The 23,340-nt window shown below is 55.8% G+C and carries 16 protein-coding genes, 1 tRNA gene and 1 pseudogene; 14 read left to right on the forward strand and 4 right to left on the reverse strand.

Annotation, left to right across the window (positions count from 1 at the left end):
• Positions 1–7 precede the first annotated feature (7 nt).
• Complete coding sequence (locus tag ABGT65_RS01695; RefSeq protein WP_346699480.1) at positions 8–3,019, reverse strand: xanthan lyase; 3,012 nt, start codon at positions 3,017–3,019, stop codon at positions 8–10.
• Positions 3,009–4,460, reverse strand: coding sequence for a sodium:solute symporter (locus tag ABGT65_RS01700; RefSeq protein WP_346699481.1), 1,452 nt, complete (start codon positions 4,458–4,460; stop codon positions 3,009–3,011). Before ABGT65_RS01700 ends, ABGT65_RS01695 begins: the two co-directional genes overlap by 11 nt.
• Positions 4,461–4,810: 350 nt before the next feature.
• On the opposite strand from ABGT65_RS01700, the gene mscL reads away from it, so the two are divergent.
• Both mscL and ABGT65_RS01710 read left to right on the forward strand, forming a co-directional pair.
• A complete protein-coding gene (gene mscL / locus ABGT65_RS01705) occupies positions 4,811–5,287 on the forward strand; it encodes a large-conductance mechanosensitive channel protein MscL (protein ID WP_346699482.1) in 477 nt (158 codons plus the stop codon).
• A 168-nt stretch (positions 5,288–5,455) separates the two neighbouring features.
• Positions 5,456–6,838, forward strand: a complete 1,383-nt coding sequence (locus tag ABGT65_RS01710; protein WP_346699483.1) for a sulfatase-like hydrolase/transferase — start codon at positions 5,456–5,458, stop codon at positions 6,836–6,838.
• A gap of 117 nt (positions 6,839–6,955) precedes the next feature.
• Here ABGT65_RS01710 and ABGT65_RS01715 read toward each other — a convergent pair whose 3' ends face one another.
• Positions 6,956–7,654 (reverse strand): ion channel, encoded by a 699-nt coding sequence (locus ABGT65_RS01715; protein WP_346699484.1) that lies wholly within the window; start codon positions 7,652–7,654, stop codon positions 6,956–6,958.
• Positions 7,655–7,788: 134 nt separating this feature from the next.
• Between ABGT65_RS01715 and ABGT65_RS01720 the strand changes: the two genes are divergently transcribed.
• The 12 genes and pseudogenes from ABGT65_RS01720 (at position 7,789) to ABGT65_RS01775 (ending at position 19,052) form a co-directional block, all read left to right on the forward strand.
• Positions 7,789–7,862: transfer RNA gene (locus tag ABGT65_RS01720), tRNA-Met, on the forward strand.
• A gap of 216 nt (positions 7,863–8,078) precedes the next feature.
• Complete coding sequence (locus ABGT65_RS01725) at positions 8,079–8,489, forward strand: carboxylesterase family protein (protein WP_346699485.1); 411 nt, start codon at positions 8,079–8,081, stop codon at positions 8,487–8,489.
• Positions 8,490–8,595: 106 nt separating this feature from the next.
• The gene (locus ABGT65_RS01730) at positions 8,596–9,048 is read left to right on the forward strand and encodes a nuclear transport factor 2 family protein (RefSeq protein ID WP_346699486.1); all 453 of its coding nucleotides are present in this window, start codon (positions 8,596–8,598) and stop codon (positions 9,046–9,048) included.
• A complete protein-coding gene (locus ABGT65_RS01735) occupies positions 9,041–9,862 on the forward strand; it encodes a carboxymuconolactone decarboxylase family protein (protein ID WP_346699487.1) in 822 nt (273 codons plus the stop codon). Before ABGT65_RS01730 ends, ABGT65_RS01735 begins: the two co-directional genes overlap by 8 nt.
• On the forward strand, positions 9,859–10,929 hold the full coding sequence (locus ABGT65_RS01740; protein WP_346699488.1) for an alpha/beta fold hydrolase: 1,071 nt from the start codon (positions 9,859–9,861) through the stop codon (positions 10,927–10,929). The genes ABGT65_RS01735 and ABGT65_RS01740 overlap by 4 nt, the downstream gene beginning before the upstream one ends.
• Before the next feature lie 485 nt (positions 10,930–11,414).
• Positions 11,415–12,707 (forward strand): TolC family protein, encoded by a 1,293-nt coding sequence (locus ABGT65_RS01745; RefSeq protein ID WP_346699489.1) that lies wholly within the window; start codon positions 11,415–11,417, stop codon positions 12,705–12,707.
• A gap of 278 nt (positions 12,708–12,985) precedes the next feature.
• Entirely contained in the window at positions 12,986–13,600 is a 615-nt protein-coding gene (locus ABGT65_RS01750; RefSeq protein WP_346699490.1) for an HlyD family efflux transporter periplasmic adaptor subunit, read from the forward strand.
• A 213-nt stretch (positions 13,601–13,813) separates the two neighbouring features.
• Positions 13,814–15,180 (forward strand): annotated as a pseudogene (locus tag ABGT65_RS01755) (efflux RND transporter permease subunit); the annotation flags it as partial.
• A gap of 30 nt (positions 15,181–15,210) precedes the next feature.
• Positions 15,211–15,585, forward strand: coding sequence for an EamA family transporter (locus ABGT65_RS01760; protein WP_346703039.1), 375 nt, complete (start codon positions 15,211–15,213; stop codon positions 15,583–15,585).
• A complete protein-coding gene (locus ABGT65_RS01765) occupies positions 15,582–16,259 on the forward strand; it encodes a response regulator transcription factor (protein ID WP_346699491.1) in 678 nt (225 codons plus the stop codon). The genes ABGT65_RS01760 and ABGT65_RS01765 overlap by 4 nt, the downstream gene beginning before the upstream one ends.
• Positions 16,256–17,308 carry a HAMP domain-containing sensor histidine kinase gene (locus tag ABGT65_RS01770; protein WP_346699492.1) on the forward strand — a complete coding sequence of 351 codons (1,053 nt, stop codon included), beginning with the start codon at positions 16,256–16,258 and terminating at the stop codon, positions 17,306–17,308. Before ABGT65_RS01765 ends, ABGT65_RS01770 begins: the two co-directional genes overlap by 4 nt.
• A 538-nt stretch (positions 17,309–17,846) precedes the next feature.
• Positions 17,847–19,052 carry a phosphatase PAP2 family protein gene (locus tag ABGT65_RS01775; protein WP_346699493.1) on the forward strand — a complete coding sequence of 402 codons (1,206 nt, stop codon included), beginning with the start codon at positions 17,847–17,849 and terminating at the stop codon, positions 19,050–19,052.
• Positions 19,053–19,668: 616 nt separating this feature from the next.
• Here the strand turns inward: ABGT65_RS01775 and nifJ are convergent.
• The gene (gene nifJ / locus ABGT65_RS01780; RefSeq protein ID WP_346699494.1) at positions 19,669–23,214 is read right to left on the reverse strand and encodes a pyruvate:ferredoxin (flavodoxin) oxidoreductase; all 3,546 of its coding nucleotides are present in this window, start codon (positions 23,212–23,214) and stop codon (positions 19,669–19,671) included.
• Positions 23,215–23,340: the final 126 nt, after the last annotated feature.

The following is a 23,340-nucleotide window of genomic DNA, read 5'->3' on the forward strand; positions in this document are numbered from 1 at the left end:
AAACAATTTATTTCAACCCCTTCTTCATAAGGAAGTCCAATACGTCGCGCATCAGCCGGTCGCGTTGCACGCCGTCGCGGATCGTCTCGAACGGGAAGCTCGCCACAAAGGTCCTTCCGGTGGTTTCGCACGCCACGGCCGCCGTACCTCCGTCATCGTCGTAACGCATCACGGCAAACGCCCCGTCCCCGGCCGGACACAGGGCATCCCGCCGCTCGACGACGTAGCAATCGGGGCGGTAGAGCGTGTTGAAGCGGTACTCGCCGCGCGAGAAGTCCGGATGGGCCGTCACGACACGGATCCGGCCCGTACCCGACTCGCGGCAGGTATCCAACCGGCAGCGCAGCACCTCTTCGGCAAAGGCCCGCCCGGCGGACTCCGCCTCAGAGTCCCCCACAAGGTCCGAAAGGACGTAAGCCCCCGAGACGAACAACGCCCCGCCATCGGCCAGATAGCGCCGCAACGCCCCCTGCAGGGGCTCCGGGAAGGCCGTGAACGAAGGTTCGCCGAGTCCGCGGCCAATCGGCGTCTTGCGCTGCTTGCCCAGAATCAGGTCGACCGCGCCATAGCCCTCCAGCGCGACGCGCCCCTCCCCGACGGCCCGGGCCGATGCCGAACAGAACGAATAGCCCGCCGCGACGATCGAACGGCCGTGCAGGGCCGGATAGTCGAACGTATTGCCGCCGATCACGTCGGTCTCGTAGCTGCGGTCGCAGGCCCCAAGGGCGATGCTGTCGATGTTGCAACGCGCCTGCGCGAGGTCGAAGACCCGCTGGGGGCCGATGAACGAGATGTCCACGCGGTCGGGCACCCCGCCGTCGAGGTCCATGCGGAACCCGGCCAGCGAGTCGCACCGCACGCTCTCGGGCCCGCTCACGCGGTCGAAACCGTTGACCACCAGCACACGGCCCCTTTCCTCGGCCGCACGGCACACCGCCAGGGTCTCGCCCGGAAAACTCTCCCCGCCGTCATTCACGGCCGTCACGCGGTAGCTGTAGACGTGTCCGGGCTCCTGTTCGACGGTCAGTTCGGGCCGGTCGGTCCGGCGGCCGTTGTCGAATCCCCCGTCATCGCGCCGCGTATAGACCACATAGGCCGTCGGGGCGGCCGAGGGTTCCAGCGGATCGGTCGCGGGTTGCCACGAGAGCCGCACCCGGTTGTCCGGGGTGAACTCCGCGGCGAACGACGTCACCGGAAGCGGTTGTACCACCACTTCGGATAATCCGTATTGCGAGCCGACATAGCGAAGGATACCCTTGTAAACGGCCCGGCTCACGAGGAACCGGAAACGCGGGTCCTGCCCCAGCCGCATGTCTGCGAAATTCTGGTGCGAAAGCAGTTCGAGCAGCATGGTCGGAACCCCCGGGACCCGCGCTTCGTAGTAGGCGCGGTTCCAGATCCCGCGCCGCTGCCAGTCGGGTTCGCAGGTGCGGCGGATATCCTCCACGACCTGTGTCTGCACGAGGTCCGTCAGGTCGCGCGAACGGTAGCGGTCGGCTCCGCCCTCGAACTTGCCGCCGTGCTCCCGCGTGTAGCAGATGCCCAGCGTCCCGACGATCCCGTCGCCGTCGCGCACCCCGGCATCCGAGTGGAAGGCCAGGGCCATGTCGAGCGGGATGTGCAGACCCGTGGAGTCGGGCAGGCGCTCCGAACCGCCCAGCAGGGCGTTGACCCAATGGGCCCGCGACATGTAGTCGTCCTTGTAGTCGTCCTTATGGTCTTTCGGCGAGTAGACCGTCTCGGGGAACCCGGCCCATTGCAGCCAGTAGCGCGCCCCCTCGCAGAAACGCGGGTAGCCGCTCGTCTCGGCCACATATTCGCGGCCGGGCTGCCGCAGCGAGTCGACCGGCGTGCGGGCCACGTTTCCGAACCCTCCGCCCACCTTCACGGCATCGGCCGAAACCAGCCGTCCGGCACGCCGCGAGCGGTTCGTCAGCGTCACGATCGGCTGCTCGCCCGGGGCGAAGGCGAAGTGTCCCAGGTAGATCCACGTTCCGCCGCCCATCGTCTGGTTGACGGCGAATTCGGTCTCGCCGCCCAGGTGGTGCACCGTATAGCGGGCATCGTCGACACTCTCCGGGGTCGATTCGTAACTCACGTAGACGGCATATTCGCCCCGCTCGGGGATTGCAACACGCCATTCGGCCTCACCCGACGGACGGTGCGTGACGCTCCGGATCCGACGCGTCGTCCCCTCCCGGAAAGGGTTTTCACCGGTCAGGTAGACCTGTCGGCGGTGGGCAAAGCCCGCACCGCCCGCTTCCCAGGTCCCCTGTTCGGTATATTCCCGTTCGGCATCATTATCCGCCAGCACCTCGTGGCGCTGCACGTCACGTTCGCGCGGCAGCAACACGCACGCCCCGGCGTTTTCGAGCATCGGGACCAGGTACGGCAGCACGTAACTCTGCGTATAGAGGTCCTCGCAGGTCTGCCACAGCGCCGAGCGCTGCCACCGCCAGCGGTTCTCCGGCTGGTCGAAATAGCGCCCGTGACTCTGCCACACGGCGATATGGCGTCCCGCAAGCCCCGCGGTCGGGGTCGGGACAACCGTCGAGAGGCGCGTCACCAGCGGACGGTCCGACACGCCGGAACGGTTGGTGAAGAGGACGAGTTTCCGCTTCTCGACCAGCCGCCGCACCTGCGACGCATCGCGGCAGGCCAGCGGAATCAGCTCCGAAACCTCGCGGTTGTCGGTGTAGAGCTCGATCTGCGCCTTGCGGAACTCCGCCGGGAGCAGCGCCCGCACCGAATCGCGCATCGCCCGCGTATTCGCCTCGCGGAAGGGGTAGTATGAAAGTCCGATCGAGGCGTAGATCCGCACCGTGCGGCGCGAAGCCTTCACGCCCTGCACCCGCACAGGAATCGGCTCCGCCTTCTGGTAGCCGCCCGACACCTCGCGCGAAACGATCCGCGAAAGGGTCCGGGCAATTTCGGCCCGCGTCGCGGAGCCGATCCCCGCGGCCGTTGCTTCACCGAAAGCAAAAAGTAAAACAAGCAGATATAACAGTCTATTTTTCATTCTTTTGCGATAGTATCCACATACCGATCATCGTAAAGGCGGCATTGTAGATCAGGAGTTCGAAACCGATTTGGTAATCCCACGCCTCGCGGGCCCATGTCTGCAGCAGGGCGCTCAGCACCGGAGCCAAAACCGCCACCGGCGGGATCCAGCGGTCACGCACCCGGCGGCGCGTCACCATCCCGAAGGCAAACATCCCGAGGATCGGACCGTAGGTGTAGCTGGCCACCTTGTAGACCAGGTTGATCACGCTGTCGTCGGCCCAGTATTCGAAGGCCAGGATCACGGCCGCCATTCCCAGCGCCATCCCCACGTGCACCCCCTTGCGCAGGCGCGTCAGGCGCACGTCGTCCATGCGTTTCGGACCCTCGAGGATGTCAACCGTGAAGGAGGTCGTCAGCGCCGTGAGCGCCGATCCCGCAGCCGAATAGGTGCTTGAGATAAGCCCCACAACAAACAGAATGCCAACCACAAGCGGAAGCCCGCCCTCAACCGCCACCAGCGAAAATACCTGGTCGCTCTTTTCCGGAAGCGCCATCCCGGTCCGCGCCGCGTAGAGGTAGAGCAGCCCCCCCAGCACCAGGAAGAGGAAGATCACGAAGATCTGGCTCACGGCCGTCAATACGATGTTCTTCTGCGAGTCGCGCGGCGTGGCGCAGCTCAGGTTCCGCTGCATCATGTCCTGGTCGAGTCCCGTCATGGCCACCAGCAGCACGATCCCCGCCGCAAACATCTTCCAGAAGTAGCGGTCCGACGAAGGGTCGTCGAAGAAGAAAACCCGCGACATCGGAGAGGCCGCCACCTCACGCGCCGTCTCCCCCACCGAAAGGCCCAGCGCCTGCATGATGAAGAGAATCGACAGCACGAGGCTCCCGACCAGGCACAGCGTCTTGAGCGTATCGGTCCAGATCAGCGACTTCACGCCCCCTTGGTGCGTATAGAGCCACACGAAGGCCATCGTCACCAGCGCGTTGGCCCAGAACGGAATGCCGTAGTGCGCGAAAACCAGCACCTGCAGCACCGCGCAGACCACGTAGACCCGCAGTGCTGCGCCCAGCATCTTCGAAATGAAGAAGAACCACGCTCCGGTGCGGTGCGAGGCCACGCCGAAGCGGTCGTCCAGATATTCGTAGAGCGAGACCACACGCAGGCGGTAGAAGGTCGGGATCAGCACGTAGGCCACGACAAACTGGCCCACGGTAAAGCCCGCGACCATCTGCATGTAGGAGAAGGAGTCGGCGGCAACCGACCCCGGGACCGAGATGAACGTCACGCCCGACATCGCCGCCCCGATCATCGCGAAGGCCGCCATATACCACGGCGTGCGGCGGTTCCCGGTGAAGAAGCCCGCATTGTCGGCACGCCGGCCCGAGAGCCACGCAACGGCGAACAGCACGGCAATATAGCCCAAAACGGTACAGATGACGGCAACGGGTGTCATGGCGGATTCTTCGGATTTCGGTGCGGGAAAGGGCCCCGGCTGCCCTGCAAACTGGCGGCGCACGGCGTTCCCTGCACGGTACATACATCGGCAAAGATACGAAAAACCTCGGAATAGTGTGCTCCCGGCGTATCATTCCACGCAAGGGGACAACACGACGACTGCAGACTCCCGACCGAAAAGGCACGCATCTCGTCCGAACAGTTCACAATTCCGGAAATTTTCCTTATCTTTATCGAAAACAGGAGGAATCGGCTGCTTCGTCAGGCCACAGTCGTCGGGCGCCCGCCGCTTCCTGTCTGCGGAGAAAAACGGAACGACCCCATAACCAAAACCCAAATTCGAAAAGTATGGCTTTTTTCAAGGAATTCAAGGAATTCGCCATGAAAGGCAATGTCATGGACATGGCCGTCGGCGTGATCATCGGAGGCGCATTCGGAAAGATCGTCTCCTCGCTCGTGAACGACATCCTCATGCCCCCGATCGGGGCGTTGATCGGAAACACCGACTTCTCGCAGCTCCGGATCGATATTTCGAAGGTCCGCGACGTAACGTCCGGTGCCATGCACTCCGTCGAAGGGCTGGTCAGCGGGACCAATGCGGCAGCCCAGGCTGCACCCGTGGAGCCCATTTACTGGAACTACGGCGCATTCATCCAGCAGTGCGTCGATTTCGTCATCCTCGCCTTCTGCGTCTTCCTCATGGTCAAGCTGATGAACCGGCTCATGAAGAAAAAGGCCCAGACGCCGCCCGCCCCGCCCGCGCCTTCGAAAGAGGAGCTGCTCCTGACCGAAATCCGCGACCTGCTGAAGGAACAACGCAAGTAAAACAACAAACAATTTGAAATTCAGCAGAATCCAGTTCTGTATATGCAGAGCTGGATTTTCATTTCAAAATACAATATATTCCATTCGAAAATAAATCATGTTTCGATATTTGTTTTTTCGAAATAAAAAACTATTTTTGCGAAAGATAACCCTTAAAAACCGAAAGCCATGAAAAGCCCGTTCAAAGCCGCCGGAATCGGCGTACTGGCACTCGCGTCAACCGCCTGCTCCCAGCAGGAACCTCAACGGCCCAATATCATCCTGATCCTCGCCGACGACCTCGGAAGCGAATGTATCGGCTGCTACGGCGGAGTCAGTTACCAGACCCCCTGCATCGACTCACTCGCCCGGCAGGCCATCCGATTCGAAAACATGCACGCCATGCCCCTCAGCACCCCTTCGCGCGTGCAACTCATGACCGGGATCTACAACGACCGAAACTATGTCAACTTCGGATACATGAACGACGACGAGCACACCTTCGCCCACCTCGCACAACAGGCCGGGTATTCCACGGCGATCGTCGGAAAATGGCAGCTCGGACGTTCCCGGGAGATGGTCTCCAAACTCGGATTCGACGAATGGTGCCTCTGCCAGCTCGAAATCTACAAGGAACTCGCCGGGGACAAGGCCACCGACCGCTATGCCTTCTCTTATCTCGACAACAACGGTCGCTACGATTTCAGCTACTACGGACCCGACGATGCTCTGCGCTATGCGTTCGACTACATCGACCGCCAGGCCGCAGCCGGAAAACCCTTCCTGCTCTACTACCCCACACCGCTGGTCCATACGCCCCACGTCCCCACCCCCGACTCCGAGTGCTGGACCGACAACCCCGAAACCCGCTTCATACACGACACCCGGCACTTCCCCGACATGGTCGCCTATCTCGACAAACAGGTCGGGAAGTTCGTCGACAAACTCCAGGCGGACGGTCTCTGGGACAACACCATTCTGATCTTTGTCGGTGACAACGGAACCATGGAGCAGGTCGTCTCGAAAATGAGCGACGGCCGCGAAATCAAGGGCGGAAAGGGAAATGCGACCTCCAACGGCACGCACGTTCCCTTGCTGATCGCCTGGGGTGACAAAATCAAGTCCGGGCGCGTCAGCGAACGCCTCGTCGACATGACCGACTTCATGCCCACGATGGCCGACGCCATGGGAATCGAGGTCCCCGAGGAGTGGCGCATCGACGGCATCTCGCTCTATCCCGAACTCTGCGGGCTCGAACCCCTCCAGCGAGAATTCACCCTCGTGCACTTCAACCCCCTGTGGCCCCACAAGCCCTATCCGCGAGCCGCCCGCTGTGCATTCAACACCGAATACAAGTATTATTGGGACGGGCGGTTCTACCACTTCTCCGAGGACCCCATGGAGCAGCACCCGCTCGATGTGACGGAGTGCCCGCCCGAGGTGCAGGAACTCTACGCCAAGCTGAAGGCCAAGGTCGACGAAATGCCCGACTGGTATCCCGACAAGCCCGGGGCCCCGCGGCACGGTGATTACAAGAGCTTCTACGACGCCAATCCGCAGCAAGCCAAATGATGGATCATTGACGTATTGACGGGGTAGCAGGCTGGCACTTCGTCTTCCGAAAAAGCCCTGCGCCGGAACAGGTCCGGCGCAGTTTTTTTACGCGGCGCTCTTCGATCAGACAGGGCTTCAAACCTCCGACGGCGTATCGTCAGCGTCCTTTTTCGTGGCATACTCCTGGAGAACGTAGGTCGTGAAGATCGGGAAGAACATCATCCCTAACGACGGCAGCAGCACGCAGACCACTTTCCCGACGGCCGTGACCGGAAAAATCGCAGCTCCGACCGACGTGACGTTCATCCACGCCCACCACAAGGCGTTCCCGAAACCGTGGAGTTTCGGGTTCACCAACACCTCGTAGTCGTAGAATACCAGTGCCGAGAGGTAAGTGAAGGCCACAACCGTGAAAAGATAGGCCGCAAGCAACCACTGCATCCGGCTCCCCCGCACCATCCACTGCACGATAATGAACATTGCCAGAAAAGCCCGCAGCATCGAAATCATTCCGACCAGGATGCCCCAGTCGTGGGTCATGCGGAGATCCGCCCACGACAACAGCGTCAGGTACGGAATCGAGATCAGCAGGTAGAACAGATGTTGTACGAAAAAACGGAGTTTCCGCGCGGACTGGACCAGCCGAAACAGGAAATCGCAGAGAAAAACCATGCAGACGAAAAACTGGATCGTCAGGTAGGTGTCGGACAAATGGGTGTGGTCCCCGGCGAGAATTTCCCACGAGAGGGCCACAAGCAGCGTAATGCCGGCCAGGAGTTTCAGGATGCCCAGGGTGTCGGTAAATCCGGGACGGGAGGATTCGGATGGGGTCATTGAATTTTATTTTTCGCGCAGAGGTCTCAAAATCGGTGCCACGACCCGGTACCGAAAGTTTTTCCCGTGTTTTTTCGTCCGAATATTTTGCAGGTTCGGATTTTTCGATTACCTTTGCACACGCTTTCAGCAATGGCGGGATAGCTCAGCTGGTTAGAGCGCATGATTCATAATCATGAGGTCGAGAGTTCAAGTCTCTCTCCCGCTACTGAAAAGGACCGAATCTGGATTCGGCCCTTTTTTTGTTGAGACAAGAGAGAGGGGGGGGCTTGCCTTCATCTGTTCAATGACATTCGCCTTAATCGTTTCAAAATCAAATGAATTACCCATAATTAAAGTGTGTCTGTAAAGTTAATCTCTTTCTCCCTTTACTTCACACTCTTTAGTTTACAGGCTCGCATATCCTGAACGTTCCATTGCTGATGTGCTCTATGTAGACACAATGCTGCGTGCTCCGGCAATCAAGACGTCACGTCTGAAAGCCGACCAGAACGACGGGGTTGTTTATAACTATATGTTCGCATGGGATACACCGCTTGACGGTGGTTCTGCCATATCCTATCATTGTTCCAAACTGCCGTTTATACTCAATAATATATCTATGTCAAAGGCTTCCGCTGTCGGAGGTAAGCTGGCAGAAATACTTGCAGACTGCATGAGTGCGGCATGGATTAACTTCGCAAAAAACGGGAATCCCAATCATTCTGGGATTCCATACTGGCCAGCATTCACACGAGAATATGGATACATTATGATTTTCGGGAATAAATGTATGGTAAAGAAGAATCATGATTATGAGTTGATGAAACTTCTTGTCCCGGATTATGTATTTTAGGCTGGATAATCGGTAAAAACTGAGATTTTTACCGATTTTTTTGTATCACCGCTTCCGACGGCTCCAATTATCTTTGCAGTGGTAATAATTAAAAAATCAGAAAGATATGAAATCAATAGCCATTATGGTATTCATGCTTCTGACTTTTACAGTCGGAACAAAGGCCCAAGAAAACCGGAAGGCATTTACTGCCGAGGAACAGGAGATCGTCGATTTGTCCGACTGCAAGTGGAACTGGATGTCAGAGAAAAATGTGGAAAAGTTGGCGGAGCTGTTCCATGAGAACTCGCAGTTTGTCCACATGGGTGGCTATTGGGGCAAACAGCAGGAGCTGGAAACCATTCGCACGGGTGGCATTTGGTATAAGAAAGCCGAGATACACGATGTACAGGTGAAATTTGCTGCAGGAACGGCAACGGTTTACAGCCGGATACATTTGAATTCGGTGGTTGGAGGCAACGCCGTGCGGTTTCCTTTTATCGTTACGGAAGTATATGTGATGGAAAACGGGAAATGGCAACTCTCAACCCTTGCTTTCACGAAAACCTTAGATGAATAATCAGACAAAAACGGATATGAAAATCAGGATTTTATCTATCACGGCCATGATGGCAATATCATCCATTGCAGTATATGCGCAGCGTGCAGAAAACTTCCGGCAGCCTTATCCCCTGGGCGACAAACAGTATGAAGAAGCTACGGACGGCGCTGAAACCCGTTATGCCGAGGCTAACAAGGTGCTTGCCCCGAGAGAGCAGGCCATCGTTGCAGTCGCATCTTATACGGGGAAGGGCGATTTGGAAAATTTGAGACAGGCTTTTGTCCAGGCATTGGATGCGGGGATGACAGTCAATGAAATAAACGAAGTACTGATTCACGCCTATGCATATTGCGGATTCCCCCGGAGTTTGCGGGCTATCCAGACTTTCATGCAGGTCGTGGAGAAGCGAAAGGCTGACGGCATAACGGATGCAGTCGGCAGGGAAGCATCCATTGTCAGGGATAACAGAAGCCGCTATGAACGTGGCCGTGATGTGCTTGCCGAAATTTCAGGCATACCTGCCGATGCTCCGAAAGCAGGATACGCCCTGTTTGCTCCGACAATCGAGCGATTCCTCAAAGAGCATCTTTTCGCCGACCTTTTTGAGCGCGATCTGCTGACCTGTCGGGAACGTGAACTCGCCACGGTGTCGGTCCTCGCCGGAGTGGGCGGCGTAGAGCCGATGTTCGGGAGCCATGCCGCAATATGTATGCATCTTGGAGTTACACCGGAACAACTTTCGGCTTTGCTGAACATCGTGGAGATAAACCTCGGCAAGACATATTCGGAACCGCTTCGCAAAGTGTTGGACCAATTGACGGAAAAGAAATGAAGAAAATAGTTTTATCGGCATTGTTGCTGTCAGTTGCGGCAACAGCCGGAGCACAAGAGCCTGTAACAATAGTAAAACAGGGACACTTCCCGGCAGGAGGCACAACCATACAGCGCCCGGGGACATACGATAACAGTAAATTTGTCGGATGGGCCGAGCAGGAGGAGACGGGACAGAGTTATCGTGCCGACCACGCCTTCGTCGATTTTCAGATTCCAGCCGGCGCCCATTGTCTGCCGCTGGTCTATGTACACGGTTACGGAGGTTCGGGCGTCTGCTGGCAGATGACCCCTGACGGCCGCGACGGATTTGCCACGCTGATGCTGCGTCGTGGATGGAGCAGCTATGTCGTGGATTTGCCCGGACGCGGACGGGCCGGAAGAACGTCCGCGACAACAACGGTAAAACCTGTCGCCGATGAAATGTTCTGGTTCGATATATGGCGCATAGGCATTTGGCCTGATTACAACGAAGGTGTACAATTCCCGAAAGACTCCGCATCGCTTTCACAGTTCTTCCGTGAAATGACTCCTGACATCAGCGACCATAAACAGGATGTCCCGGCCCTCAGAGCATTGGCAAAACGTATCGGGAATCATATCCTTGTCACCCATTCGGCAGGAGGCTTCCCTGGCTGGATGTCAGCCATACAGAATAAGGAAGTGAAAGCTGTCGTTTCGTATGAGCCTGGCGGCTTCGTATTCCCGGATGGCGAAGTACCGGAACGTATTGACGGACTGACCGGAGGTGTGGCGGGCACGCCCGTGCCGATGGAACAGTTCCGCCGGCTGACGGAGATTCCGATCGTGCTCTATTTCGGAGACTATATCCCCGAAACACCGTCCAAAAACCTCGGTGACGAGAATTGGCGCGTACGTCTGCAGATGGCCCGCAAATTCGTGGAAACAATCAACCGGCACGGAGGAAATGCAACATTGGTCGAGCTTCCCAAAATAGGAATTTATGGAAACACTCATTTCCTTATGCAGGACTTGAACAATGATGAGTTGGCAAGATTGCTCGATGAGTGGCTGCGAAGTAAATTTATTGAGCACAAAAATTTGTAAAAAGTCATATCTGTCTCAAAAGAGTTGTCCATAAATTAACTATGGACAACTCTTTTGCTTATCATGAGATTTTTACAAAGTTGTTTTATCTCCAGCGCTGAACCAGAATTAAATTCACATCTTATTGATTATCAAATATAATATGTTCTTTACTCTGTGATTTGATACCATAAAGTTCCCCTTGTTTATAAACCCTCAATCCTTTCAATTGCGATAATCGCAACTTTGAAGATTGAGGAGATTTTATTTAATATCATACGGCAGATTGTCAAGATAAACTTTACCTAATCACAGATACCCGATCCCCACAAGCCCAGAGGCGCATTGGTTATTCAATCATTTGGAGAACCGGTATCGACAAACCATGCATTGCAATATCTTCCAGGGGATGTGCCCTTTAGTTACAGATATAGGACTGTCCCTCTATCCCATCTTCAAACTTTCCCCAAACTCGCATTATACTTTTGCCGGAAAAAGAGCTGAACATGAAACGTGTAGCATTACTTCTGACATTTTCCGTTTGGGGCGCCATTGCATACGGACAAGGGCAAGAGCATTCTCTCTCCTATTATATGGAGGCTGCCAAACGGAACAGTCCTCTGCTGAATGATTACCGCAACCAGATGCAAATGGAACAGGATGAGTTGCAGCGGCTGAAAGCAATGTACCGTCATTCCCGGCTGGAGGTGAACGGGGATTATCTATTTGTACCGATCGTATCCAAAGACGGAGGGAGGACTTCTTTCCAATGGAACGCACATAACGCCACGGATTATGATGGATATGACCTTGGCGAAAGCAGCGGATTCCTACACGCAGGGGTAACCTGGACACAGCCTTTGTTGGGCAACTCTTCCTACAAGGTGGTACAGGAGCAGTCGCGGATAAACACTGAAATTGTCCGCAATCACATCCGCCTGGAGGAGCATCAGTTGGAGCGTACTGTGACGGAACAATACCTGCTTTGCCTTCTCGACCAGACGCAAGCGGCATTTGCGGATTCCGTTGGTGCGGTACTCGTGCACCAAGAAAAAACAGTCGGGCGCCTGGTGAAAAACGGATTGGCCAAGGAATCAGACCTGCGGCTGCTTGCCATTGAGCGGGCGGCCAACGAGGAACTGCGCCTTTCGTCCCTGCAGTCTTACCATACACACCTGATGGACCTGAACCTGCTGTGCGGCATCGAGGATACGGCAAACGTGGCTTTAGCAAATATCGGCGTGGAACAGCGTACGCCTAATTTATATGGCAGCAGCCTTTTCACTGAACAATATCGGTTGGACAGCCTGAACACGGTGGCATCGCTGCGTTCGTTCAATCTGCAATACAAGCCCCGGCTGGACCTGTTTGTAAATGGCGGCATGCAAGCGGGCGACTATGCCGGATGGTACAGGCATTTCGGCATGAGCGCGGGGCTGACCTTCCGTTGGACGATATTCGACGGCAGACAGAAGCGGTGGAAGGAGCATCAGGCTGAATGGCAGCAACAAAGCATACGGACATATAAGGAAAATGCCGAATACCGGAGACAAATGCGTATCCGGCAATGCCTCTCCGAACTGGACAAGTATGACCAACGGGCTGTCGCCCTGGAGCGGCAGCTTGCCAAATACGACGAGGTGTTGTCAGCCTACGCCAAAGAGGTGGAAGCCGGGCAAGTGTCTGTGCTGGGTTACATCACTGTCCTGCGCAACAAGATACGGGCAGAAAGGGATTGCCTGCTGCTCCACACAAACAGACAACTTGTCGTGGCTACTTATAATTATTGGAATTATTAAACTGAAACGATATGAAGACGATACTCATTTTATGGTTGGCATATCTTTGCCTGACCGCTTGTAGCGACGGGCAGACAGAACAGGCATCTGAAGCTGAACCTGCCACGGAAGTAACCTTGGCACACCCCGTCCGTGGATGTATTCCGCAAGAAACCCTCCTCACGGCGACCACATCCTATCAATGTAAAACGACCGTTACCTCCCCGATAGCGTCATTCGTCACGGAAGTACAGGTGAAGCCCGGCACAAGGGTTCAGACGGGGCAAACTCTTTACCGGTTGCAGAGTAAGGAGCGACACGCATTGGGGAGCAATGAGAACCTCATCGACATAACAGCCGAAAGGGACGGTATTGTGCTCGATGTGCAGGCACAGCCGGGAAGCTACGCAGCGGAAGGCACAACGCTTTGCACCCTCGTTGAAGCGGCAAGCCTTGTGTTTGAAATAAACGTACCCTATGAGCAACGGGCGTATGCCGGGGCTGGAAGCCGTTGTACATTGGAACTGCCCGACGGCGCACACCTCACGGCTACCGTCCAATCCCCGTTGGCGGTGATGAACACCGCATCCCAATCGGAGCGGGTCGTAGCCATCGCCGAAGCACCATTCCTTCCCGAAGGGATGAACGTGAAAGCCATCTTCACCTCCCGAAACATCTCGGAGGGTATAACCGTATTGCCCAAGTCTGCCGTGCAGAGCGACGAAACGCTGACGGAACATTGGGTGATGCGGCTCGCCAAGGACAGCACCGCCGAGAAAGTTCCGGTAAGCATCGGAAACAGCACGACGGACAGCATCGAAATCCTTTCGCCAATACTCTCGCCCGGAGAACTTATCGTTGCCACGGGAGGTTACGGGCTCACGGATGGGGCAAGGGTTGCTATCATTCAATAAAGTACGACTATGGACAAGATGCAGCGACAAAGTTTCCACCAGCTTTACGCCAAACCCATCCTCTTTGTGGGTGTGCTGCTCCTGCTTGCCGGATTCTATAGTTACACCCGGATGCAGACCAACCTGTTCCCGGAAGTTCTGTTTCCGCGTATCACCGTCATTGCCGCGGCATCTTTCCTCGTCACATGGCTGTTGCTCCCCGTGCTGCACCTGATGACAGGCTACAGGAAGCAGCTGCGTCCGAAGTCGCCGGATGTGAAAGGACTGGAAGAAGCGTCCATCCGAAAGGTGCATTTCCTCACTGTTGTCTATCGGAAACCTGCCGTTGCCGCTGCCTTTGTCTTGCTTCTGGGCTTTGGCGGCTGGTATGCCTCCACGCAGTTGGCTTCCGGCTTTTTACCCGATTTGGACGAAGGGACAATCGTGCTCGACTACCACTCTCCGGCAGGGACGGACATTGAAGAGACCGACCGCCTTTGCCGTCAGATGGAACGCATCATCCTGGCTCACCCCGATGTGGAGACCTATTCGCGCCGCACGGCTCTCGGCATGTCGTTCAAAACACGTCCTGCGAACTTCGGCGACTACCTTATCCAGTTGAAGAAAGACCGGGACAAAACCACGCCCGAAGTCATCAGCGACTTGCGCAGCAGTATCTCGCAGGCTGTTCCCTTAATGACCGTCAGTTTCGGCCAACGCATCGCTGACCTTTTGGGCGACCTGATGAGCACCGCCCAACCCATTGAGGTCAAGATATTCGGTGATGATTATGCTGCCCTGCAGCAGATAGCGGCACGGGCCGAAAAGATAATGCAGTCCGTGTCTGGCGTAGTTGACATCGACAACGGGCCGGTGCCTGCCGGAGCTTCTATTGTGTTCATCCCGGATGAAAACAAACTCTCGTTGTTCGGCATTTCCCTGACCGACTTTCAGGAGCAACTGCAAGCCTATACGGGCGGAATCCCCTTGTCGGCCCAGGCGAATATCATCGAACCGCATCCCGCTCAGGCGGCAATGACAGGCGGACTCCAAATCGGTTCCGTGCAGGATGGCGAGCAGATGCGCCGCATCCTCCTGCGATTCACAGACTTCCCTGACAATTCTCCCGAACTCCTGCGCCGCCAGCCCGTTTTCCTGCCAGATGGCTCCATCCGTCCGCTCGAAACTCTCTGCGACATAAGGATAATACCCGGCGAAATAGAACAACGCCGCGAGGACTTGAAAAGCAACATTACCCTGACTGCCCGTTTGGAGGGGCGCGACCTGGGCAGTGCGGTTCAAGACCTGCAGCGGGAGTTCAAACAACAACTCCATCTGCCATCCGGTTACAGCATCTCCTTCGGAGGTGCATATTCCGAACAGCAACAGTCATTCCGGGAATTGACTGCCATCCTTCTCCTTGCGACATTGCTGGTGCTTACGGTGCTGATGTTCCTCCTGCGGGAGTGCCGCTCAACGTCAGCAGTTACACGGGCATCATCATGATTGTGGGCATCCTGGCGGAAAACAGCATCTTTACCGTCTGGCAGTACAAGACCAACCGCAGGAACGGCGGCACGGTGGACGAGTCGGTGGACTATGCCATCGCCCTGCGCATCCGTCCCAAACTGATGACCGCCATCTTCGCCAAGGTAGGGGTCAAGGAGATCAATTCGGATTTGGCGACCGCTATCCGCACTACGGTGATATTGTTCGTTACATGGGGTATCGTGCTGTTCGGTTCTCACATGGGAGAGATGAAGGACATCCCGCGCCATTCGTGGCTGTTCCTCGTGTTGAGCGGCGCGGCTACGGGCTTGTCGTGGTTATTTTATTTCAAAGCATTGCAAACGGGTGACGTGTCGCGGGTCGCACCGATCGACAAGTTGAGTGTGGTCATAACCATCTGCCTGTCGTTCCTGTTCCTGAAGGAGCCTCTCTCTCCGAAGGTTATATTGGGGGCAGCGCTGATCACATGCGGAAGCATCATCATGTTACTGAAATGAAACTGTTGATTATAGAAGACGAAAAGGAACTGTCGGACAATATCGTCGCGTACCTTAGTTCCGAAGATTATGTGTGTGAACAGGCGTTTACCTACAATGATGCCAAGATGAAGGTGAACATCTATGACTACGACTGCGTGCTGCTCGATCTGATGCTTCCGGGTGGAAACGGGCTGGACATCCTGCGCGACATCCGTTCCAAGCGGAATCCCGTGGGTGTGATTATCGTCTCGGCAAAGGACGCTATAGATGACAAGGTAAAGGGATTGGAAATTGGCGCAGACGACTATCTTGCCAAACCTTTCCATCTGGCGGAACTTTCGATGCGGATCTATGCCATTATCCGCCGCAGGGAATTTGCGGCTAATAACCTGTTATGCAGCCATGGCATTGAAATCAACCTGCCCGTCAGGTCGGTGAGCGTAAAGGGAAAGCCCGTGGTGCTGACCCGGACGGAATACGAACTGCTGCTGTTCTTCATCGGTAACGGGAACCGGGTAGTGTCGAAAGCCTCAATCGCCGAACACCTCAGCGGTGATATGGCAAACATGCTGGACAACCACGACTTTGTCTATACGCACATCAAGAACCTGAAGGCGAAGCTGGCGGAGGCAGGCGTAAGGAATTGTGTCAAGAACGTGTACGGAACCGGATATAAATGGATGGAACCATGAAAAGCCTTTCCCGTAAGATGCTGACGCAGTTTGTCGTCTGCATCACGATATTGCTTGCACTTGCCACGCCTCTGTTTTATTTCCTCACCAAATGCTATTATGCCGAGGATATGATAGACATCATAGAGGCGGTGGAGCAAGGGCAGCCCATCCCCACGCTTGATCTGGAGGAGGACATCATGCAGGGCGTGATGCTCCAGTTCGGGCTTATCGTCGGAGTGTTGGCGGTGGCGATCGTGCTGACCCTGCGCCTTATTTCACACCGGCTGTGGCAGCCGTTCGACAAAACCTTGCAGCAGATAGAGAACTTCCGTCTGGAGGACAGCAGGTTGCCCACGCTGCCCGACACCGGCATCAAGGAGTTCGCGCGGCTCAACCATTCGCTTGAAACCTTGATGCGTAATAGTCTGACCAGCTACCGTATGCAGAAGGAGTTCACCGAAAACGCCTCACATGAGTTGCAGACCCCACTCGCCGTCTTCCAAAGCAAGCTTGACCTCCTGCTCCAACAGCCCGACCTGACCCGCAGGCAAGCGGAACTGATACAAGGGCTGTACGAGGATTCCAACCGCCTGGCCAGCCTCAACCGCAACCTCCTGCTGCTCGCCAAGATAGATAACCGACAGTACGGGCAGATGGAGAAAATCCGTCTGACCCGCTTTCTCGATGGACTGACCCCATTCCTGCAAAGCATATCGGGCGACATTCTCCTCTACGAAGATTTTACGGACAGTAACCTGACGGTCTGTGCCAACCGCACGTTACTCGAAAGCCTCGTCAATAATCTTGTGGTCAACGCCGTCCGCCACAACCGCCCGAAAGGTGAGATCTATCTTACCGTCCAGGGAAGGAGATTGACAATAGCAAACACCTCCGATGAACCCGCACTGGATGCACGGCTCATCTTCAACCGCTTCTACCGTCCCTCAGAGAGAGCGAAAGGCAACGGTCTTGGGCTTGCCATTGTCCGTGCCATTTGTGAGTACCACGGTTGGACCGTAGAGTATCGCTACGGGGAAGGAATGCACTGCTTCACTGTAAATTTCTGAATCCGCGTGGTATCCGTCAACGAAAAGCAACAAGCCATTTTCAATAGCCGACAGGCTTAGAAGTTTCAGGCATGCCATAAATGGAATAAAAGTGTTTATCGCACAGGAGCATAATGCACACATACATGTGTCGGCCGCTATAGTTGCCGTGGTTCCCGGTTTTATGTTCAATTTATGTTACCTGGAATGGATTCCCATTTTGACTGCCATTGCAACGGTATTTATTGCGAGATACTTAATACTGCCATTGACCGTTTGTGTGGTTTCGTCCAACCGGAACATATCAGGCAAAAAAAGAAATAAAGGTCCTGGCCGCCGGAGCGGTCTTGACAAGTGCGGCGTTAGCCATGACAACAGAAATAATACGGCTTCATGCTTGAACAATCATTCATGTCAAACACGAAATAGCTTTCTTGCAGTCACTTCAAAATATCCCCAAACTCACCTTGTACTTTTGCCACGACTTAAAAATCAAATATGTACATGGCAAAGAGGATTTGGGTTATCATTGTAAACTGTTTCTGTTTGCAGGTCGTCTATGGAGCGGAGATACAAGGGGGGGGGAAAGGTACACTACGTTGAGGCTGGTTACCAATGGCAGACGAATGAAAAGTTCATCGACCGGGTGACATCCTCGCAGGCTTTCCGTATGACTTATGTCGGTGTGCCTTTGGTCGCGGGCGGTCTCCTTATCAAGAGTGAGGACGACCATTTCCGCAGCCTCCGCAACGACTATCTGCCAAGATTCAACCGCCATGCCGATGATTATCTGCAATACCTTCCGGTTGCTGCCATGCTGGGGATGAAATTGGGTGGCATGGAGGGACGAAGCTCCTGGGAGCGGATGCTGGTATCGGATGCTTTTTCGGCTCTGCTGATGAGCAGTGTGGTCTATTCTCTGAAACAGACCACCCATGTGAGGCGTCCCGATGGTTCCAATGACCACTCCTTTCCTTCAGGACATACTGCCACCGCCTTTATGACTGCCACCATGCTGACCAGGGAATACGGACACAAGAGCCCGTGGGTAGGCATAGGAGCTTATGCTGTCGCAACCACTACAGGATTGATGCGTATGGCAAACAACAGACATTGGTTGAGCGATGTGCTGACAGGGGCGGGTATCGGTATCCTTTCTACCGAATTGGGTTATTATCTGGCAGACCGCCTCTTCAAAGAGAAAGGCATCAACCGTTTTCCGGAAGACGTGTGGCCATTTGAACGATGGGAGAAACCATCTTTTCTCAGCCTCTATGTCGGGATGAATGTGCCGTTAAGCGGATATGACCTTGACGAAGGGCACGAGTTCAGCACCTCGTCGGGCAGTACGGCAGGTATGGAAGGCGCGTGGTTCTTCAATCCATACATGGGGGTGGGCGGGCGTTTCACCGCTTCCAACACCTCCATTATCGTGGACGACAAAGAGGCTGAGGCAAACACTTTCGATGCCTTGTCGCTCTGTGCGGGCGGCTATTTCTCCTATCCCTTGTCCTCCCGTTTCCTGATAGGCGGCAAACTCTTGGGCGGCTATGTCCACTATCCGCAGTTGCAGCTATCTGATGAGACCATTCCCCGACGGGATGGAATCTGTTTCGGTAGCGGTGTTTCATTGACCTTCCGTGCCACGAGACATTATGGAATGAAACTATTTTTGGATTACAATCTGATGCCGTCACATAGCTGGAGGAGTGGAGAATGGATGAACACGATGACGGCAGGATCGGCATTTATGATTTTATTTTAGACAGAAATGAGTTTCTGTAAGGCCTGTTGCAAACATGTCGATTATGCTGAATATATCAGACATATATTCAAGGCTGACAAATTCTTATCAGAGGACTGCGTGAAGTTGAAGAAGTTGTATGATACATCAGAATTTCAGTCTTTGGGTAGAGAAATAGGCATGGGCTCGGCCTCTTTCTTTCGGATGAGGTTTTACCCAAAAACAGTTGGCCGGTATTACGGATTGCGTCAAAGACTACCATCTATTTTATGTTCCAACGGTTAGCATAGAGGACATGGAGGTTCTTTTTGCATGTAAGAAAGGTTTCCGTATCAGGGTAAATAATATCCGCTACGTGGCTTGCTTTTCGATGCCCTTTCCCCTATTCTAATTTCGGACATTACTGTAAATAATAGCGATATAATTGAAGTTAATGCAGAAGAGAAAGATTTAGATATTTTTGATGTGAGAGAAAATTTTGATTCCAAATGTAGAGAATTTAACGAGTTAATGAACAATTCATCAATTCAACATAAGCCTCTCCCGGGAATCGGGACCTTCACCCTCCTCCCTCCAACCAAAAAAGGCCGCCCCTCCGGCAGGAAGGGCGGCCTCGCTATCGAAACTTTTCAGATGATCAGTACTCCATCTTCGCAAGGCGGACATAACCGTTGTAACGCCACTTGGCATTCTCCTCGGCAGCCTTGAAGAGCTCCTCGGCTTCGGCCGGGAAGGACTTCTGCAGCGACGTGTAACGAACCTCCTTCATCAGGAAGTCGCGGAACTTCGTCCAGTCGGGCTCCTTCGAATCCAGCACGAACGGGTTCTTGCCCTGCTCCTCCAACTGCGGGTTGTAGTGCCACAGATGCCAGTATCCGCACGCTACGGCCTCCTTACCCACGGTTTGCGTGCGCGTCATGCCGCCCTTGATACCGTGGTTGATACACGGTGCGTAGGCGATCACCAGCGACGGGCCCGGATAAGCCTCGGCCTCCTTCAGCACGTTGAACAGCTGCTGCTGCGAACCGCCGATCGAAACCTGAGCCACATAGACATAACCGTAGGTCATGGCCATGGCGCCGAGGTCCTTCTTGCGGATGCGCTTGCCGCTCGATGCGAACTTCGCAACGGCGCCCACCGGTGTCGACTTCGACGACTGTCCGCCCGTATTCGAGTAAACCTCCGTGTCGACGACGAGGATGTTCACGTCCTGACCCGTAGCCAGCACGTGGTCCACACCGCCGTAACCGATGTCGTAGCCCCAGCCGTCGCCACCGATGATCCACTGCGATTTCTTGATGAGCCAATCCTTGTGCTCCAGGATCTTCTTGCAGTAGTCGCAACCGCAAGCCTCCATCAGCGGGATCAGGCGTGCCGTCACCTCGGCCGACTTCGACGACGAACCGCGGTTCTCGATCCACTCCTTCATCACGCCCTTCAGTTCGTCCGAGCACTTCGTGCAGTTGGCGATAGCCTCCTCCATGGTCATCTGAATGCGGTCGCGGAGCTTCTCGATTCCGAGGTGCATACCCAGACCGAACTCGGCGTTATCCTCGAAGAGCGAGTTTGCCCAGGCCGGGCCCTTGCCCTCGGCGTTGGTGCAGTAGGGGGTCGACGGAGCCGAGCCCGAGTAGATCGACGTACAGCCCGTAGCGTTGGCAACCATCATCTTGTCACCGAAGAGCTGCGAAAGAGCCTTGATGTAGGGCGTCTCGCCGCAACCGGCGCAGGCTCCCGAGAACTCGAAGAGCGGCTGTGCAAACTGCAGGTTCTTCACCGACTTGGTCTTGTCGACCACCTGCTTGTAGCCGATATTTTTGGTGATGTAGTCCCAGTTCTTCTGCTGCGGGAGCTGCTCCTCCAGCGGGCGCATGACGAGAGCCTTCTCCTTGGCCGGGCAGATATCCACGCAGTTGCCGCAACCCGTACAGTCGAGCGGCGACACCTGGATGCGGAACCTGTACTCCTTGGTTTCGCCCAGACCCTGCTTCCACTCGACACCCGAAGCCGCAGCCTCGGCCTCCGTCGCCAGGAACGGACGGATCACAGCGTGCGGGCAGACATAGGCGCACTGGTTGCACTGGATACAGTTGGCGATCTTCCACTCCGGCACGTTCACGGCGATACCGCGCTTCTCATAGGCGGCCGTACCGTTCTCCCACGTACCGTCCTCGCGGCCGTTGAAGGCCGAAACCGGCAGGTCATCGCCCTTCAGGCCGTTGATCGGCTCAACGATGTTGCGCACGAACTCCGGATACGAAGCGTGCGACGGGGTTTCGAAGCCCTTGTCCTCGATCTGGGCCCACTCGACCGGTACGTCGATCTTGATGACCTCCTTGCCGCCGGCATCAACGGCTGCGTAGTTCATGTTGACAATATCCTCACCCTTCTTTCCGTAGGATTTCAGGATGGCGTGCTTCATCTCCTCAACGGCCTTCTCGAACGGAATCACGTTGGCGATCTTGAAGAAGGCCGACTGCATGATGGTGTTCGTGCGCGATCCGAGGCCGAGTTCGGCGGCGATCTTCGTGGCGTTGATGATGTAGAAGTTGATCCTGTTCTTGGCCATGTAAGCCTTCATGTGGTCGGGCAGCGTGGCGCAGGTCGTCTCGGCGTCGTGTACCGAGTTCAGCAGGAACGAACCGCCGGGTTTCAGGCCCTTCAGCACGTCGTACTTGTCGACATACGACGGAACGTGGCAGGCCACGAAGTCGGGCGTCGTAACGAGGTAGGGCGACGTGATGGGTTTGTCGCCGAAGCGCAGGTGCGACGACGTGTAGCCGCCCGACTTCTTCGAGTCGTAGGAGAAGTAGGCCTGGCAGTACTTGTCGGTCGTACCGCCGATGATTTTGATCGAGTTCTTGTTGGCACCCACCGTACCGTCGGCGCCCAGGCCGAAGAAGAGGGCCTCGAACGTACCGGGTTTGGCCAGCGAGATCTCCTCGCCGACGGGCAGCGAGCGGAACGTCACGTCGTCGACGATGCCGACGGTGAACTGGTTCTTGGGCTCGGCCATTTTCAGGTTCTCGAAGACGGCAAGCATCTGGGCCGGGGTAGTGTCCTTCGACGAGAGGCCGTAGCGGCCGCCGATGATCAGCGGCATCTCGCCGCACGGCAGCGAGTGGCGGTTCGTGGTGAAGGCCTCGACGACATCCAGATAGAGCGGGTCGCCGTTGGCGCCGGGCTCCTTCGTGCGATCGAGCACGCAGACGCGTTTCACGCTCGCGGGCAGCACCTCCATCAGGTACTTCACGGAGAACGGGCGGTAGAGGTGTACGGTGATCACACCGACCTTCTCGCCCTTGGCGCGCAGGTAGTCGACCGTCTCCTTGATGGTTTCGGTCACGGAGCCCATGGCGATGATGATGTTCTCGGCATCCTCGGCGCCGTAGTAGACGAACGGCTTGTACGCACGGCCGGTGATCTTCGAGATCTCCTTCATGGTGTCGGCCACCATGTCGGGCACAGCCTCATAGAACTTGTTGGCAGCCTCGCGCGTCTGGAAATAGATGTCGGGGTTCTGGGCCGTACCGCGCGTAACGGGGTGCTCGGGGTTCAGGGCACGCGCGCGGAACGCCTTCAGGGCATCGCGGTCGAGCAGGGCCGTCAGCGAAGCCTCGTCGATGAGTTCGATCTTCTGGATCTCGTGCGAGGTGCGGAATCCGTCGAAGAAGTGCAGGAACGGCACGCGGGACTTCAGCGAAACGAGGTGAGCGACACCTGCGAGGTCCATGACCTCCTGCACGGACGAGGTGGCCAGCATGGCGAAACCGGTCTGGCGGGCAGCCATCACGTCCTGATGGTCACCGAAGATCGAGAGGCACTGTGCGGCCAGGGCGCGGGCCGAGACATGGAAGACGCCCGGGAGCAGCTCGCCGGAGATCTTGTACATGTTGGGGATCATCAGCAGCAGGCCCTGCGAAGCGGTGAACGTCGAGGTCAGGGCGCCGCTCTGCAGCGATCCGTGAACGGCACCGGCGGCTCCGGCCTCCGACTGCATCTCCACGACCTTCACGGTCTCGCCGAAGATGTTTTTCCGTCCCTGCGCAGCCCACTCGTCCACGAGTTCGGCCATCGTCGACGACGGCGTGATGGGATAGATGGCCGCAACCTCCGAGAACATGTAAGCCACATGGGCCGCAGCGTAGTTACCATCACAGGTGATAAATTTCTTTTCTGCCATTTCAGTTAAATTTTAGATGATATTTGTGTGTCTGTTCACTCTTCACGATCCGGCCCGGGCAAACGGGCGTTGCAAATATACGAATTTCAACCGAAAAACGAAGCCTATTTTTGTTCAAAAAACATG

The organism is uncultured Alistipes sp. (assembly GCF_963931675.1).
GTDB lineage: Bacteria > Bacteroidota > Bacteroidia > Bacteroidales > Rikenellaceae > Alistipes.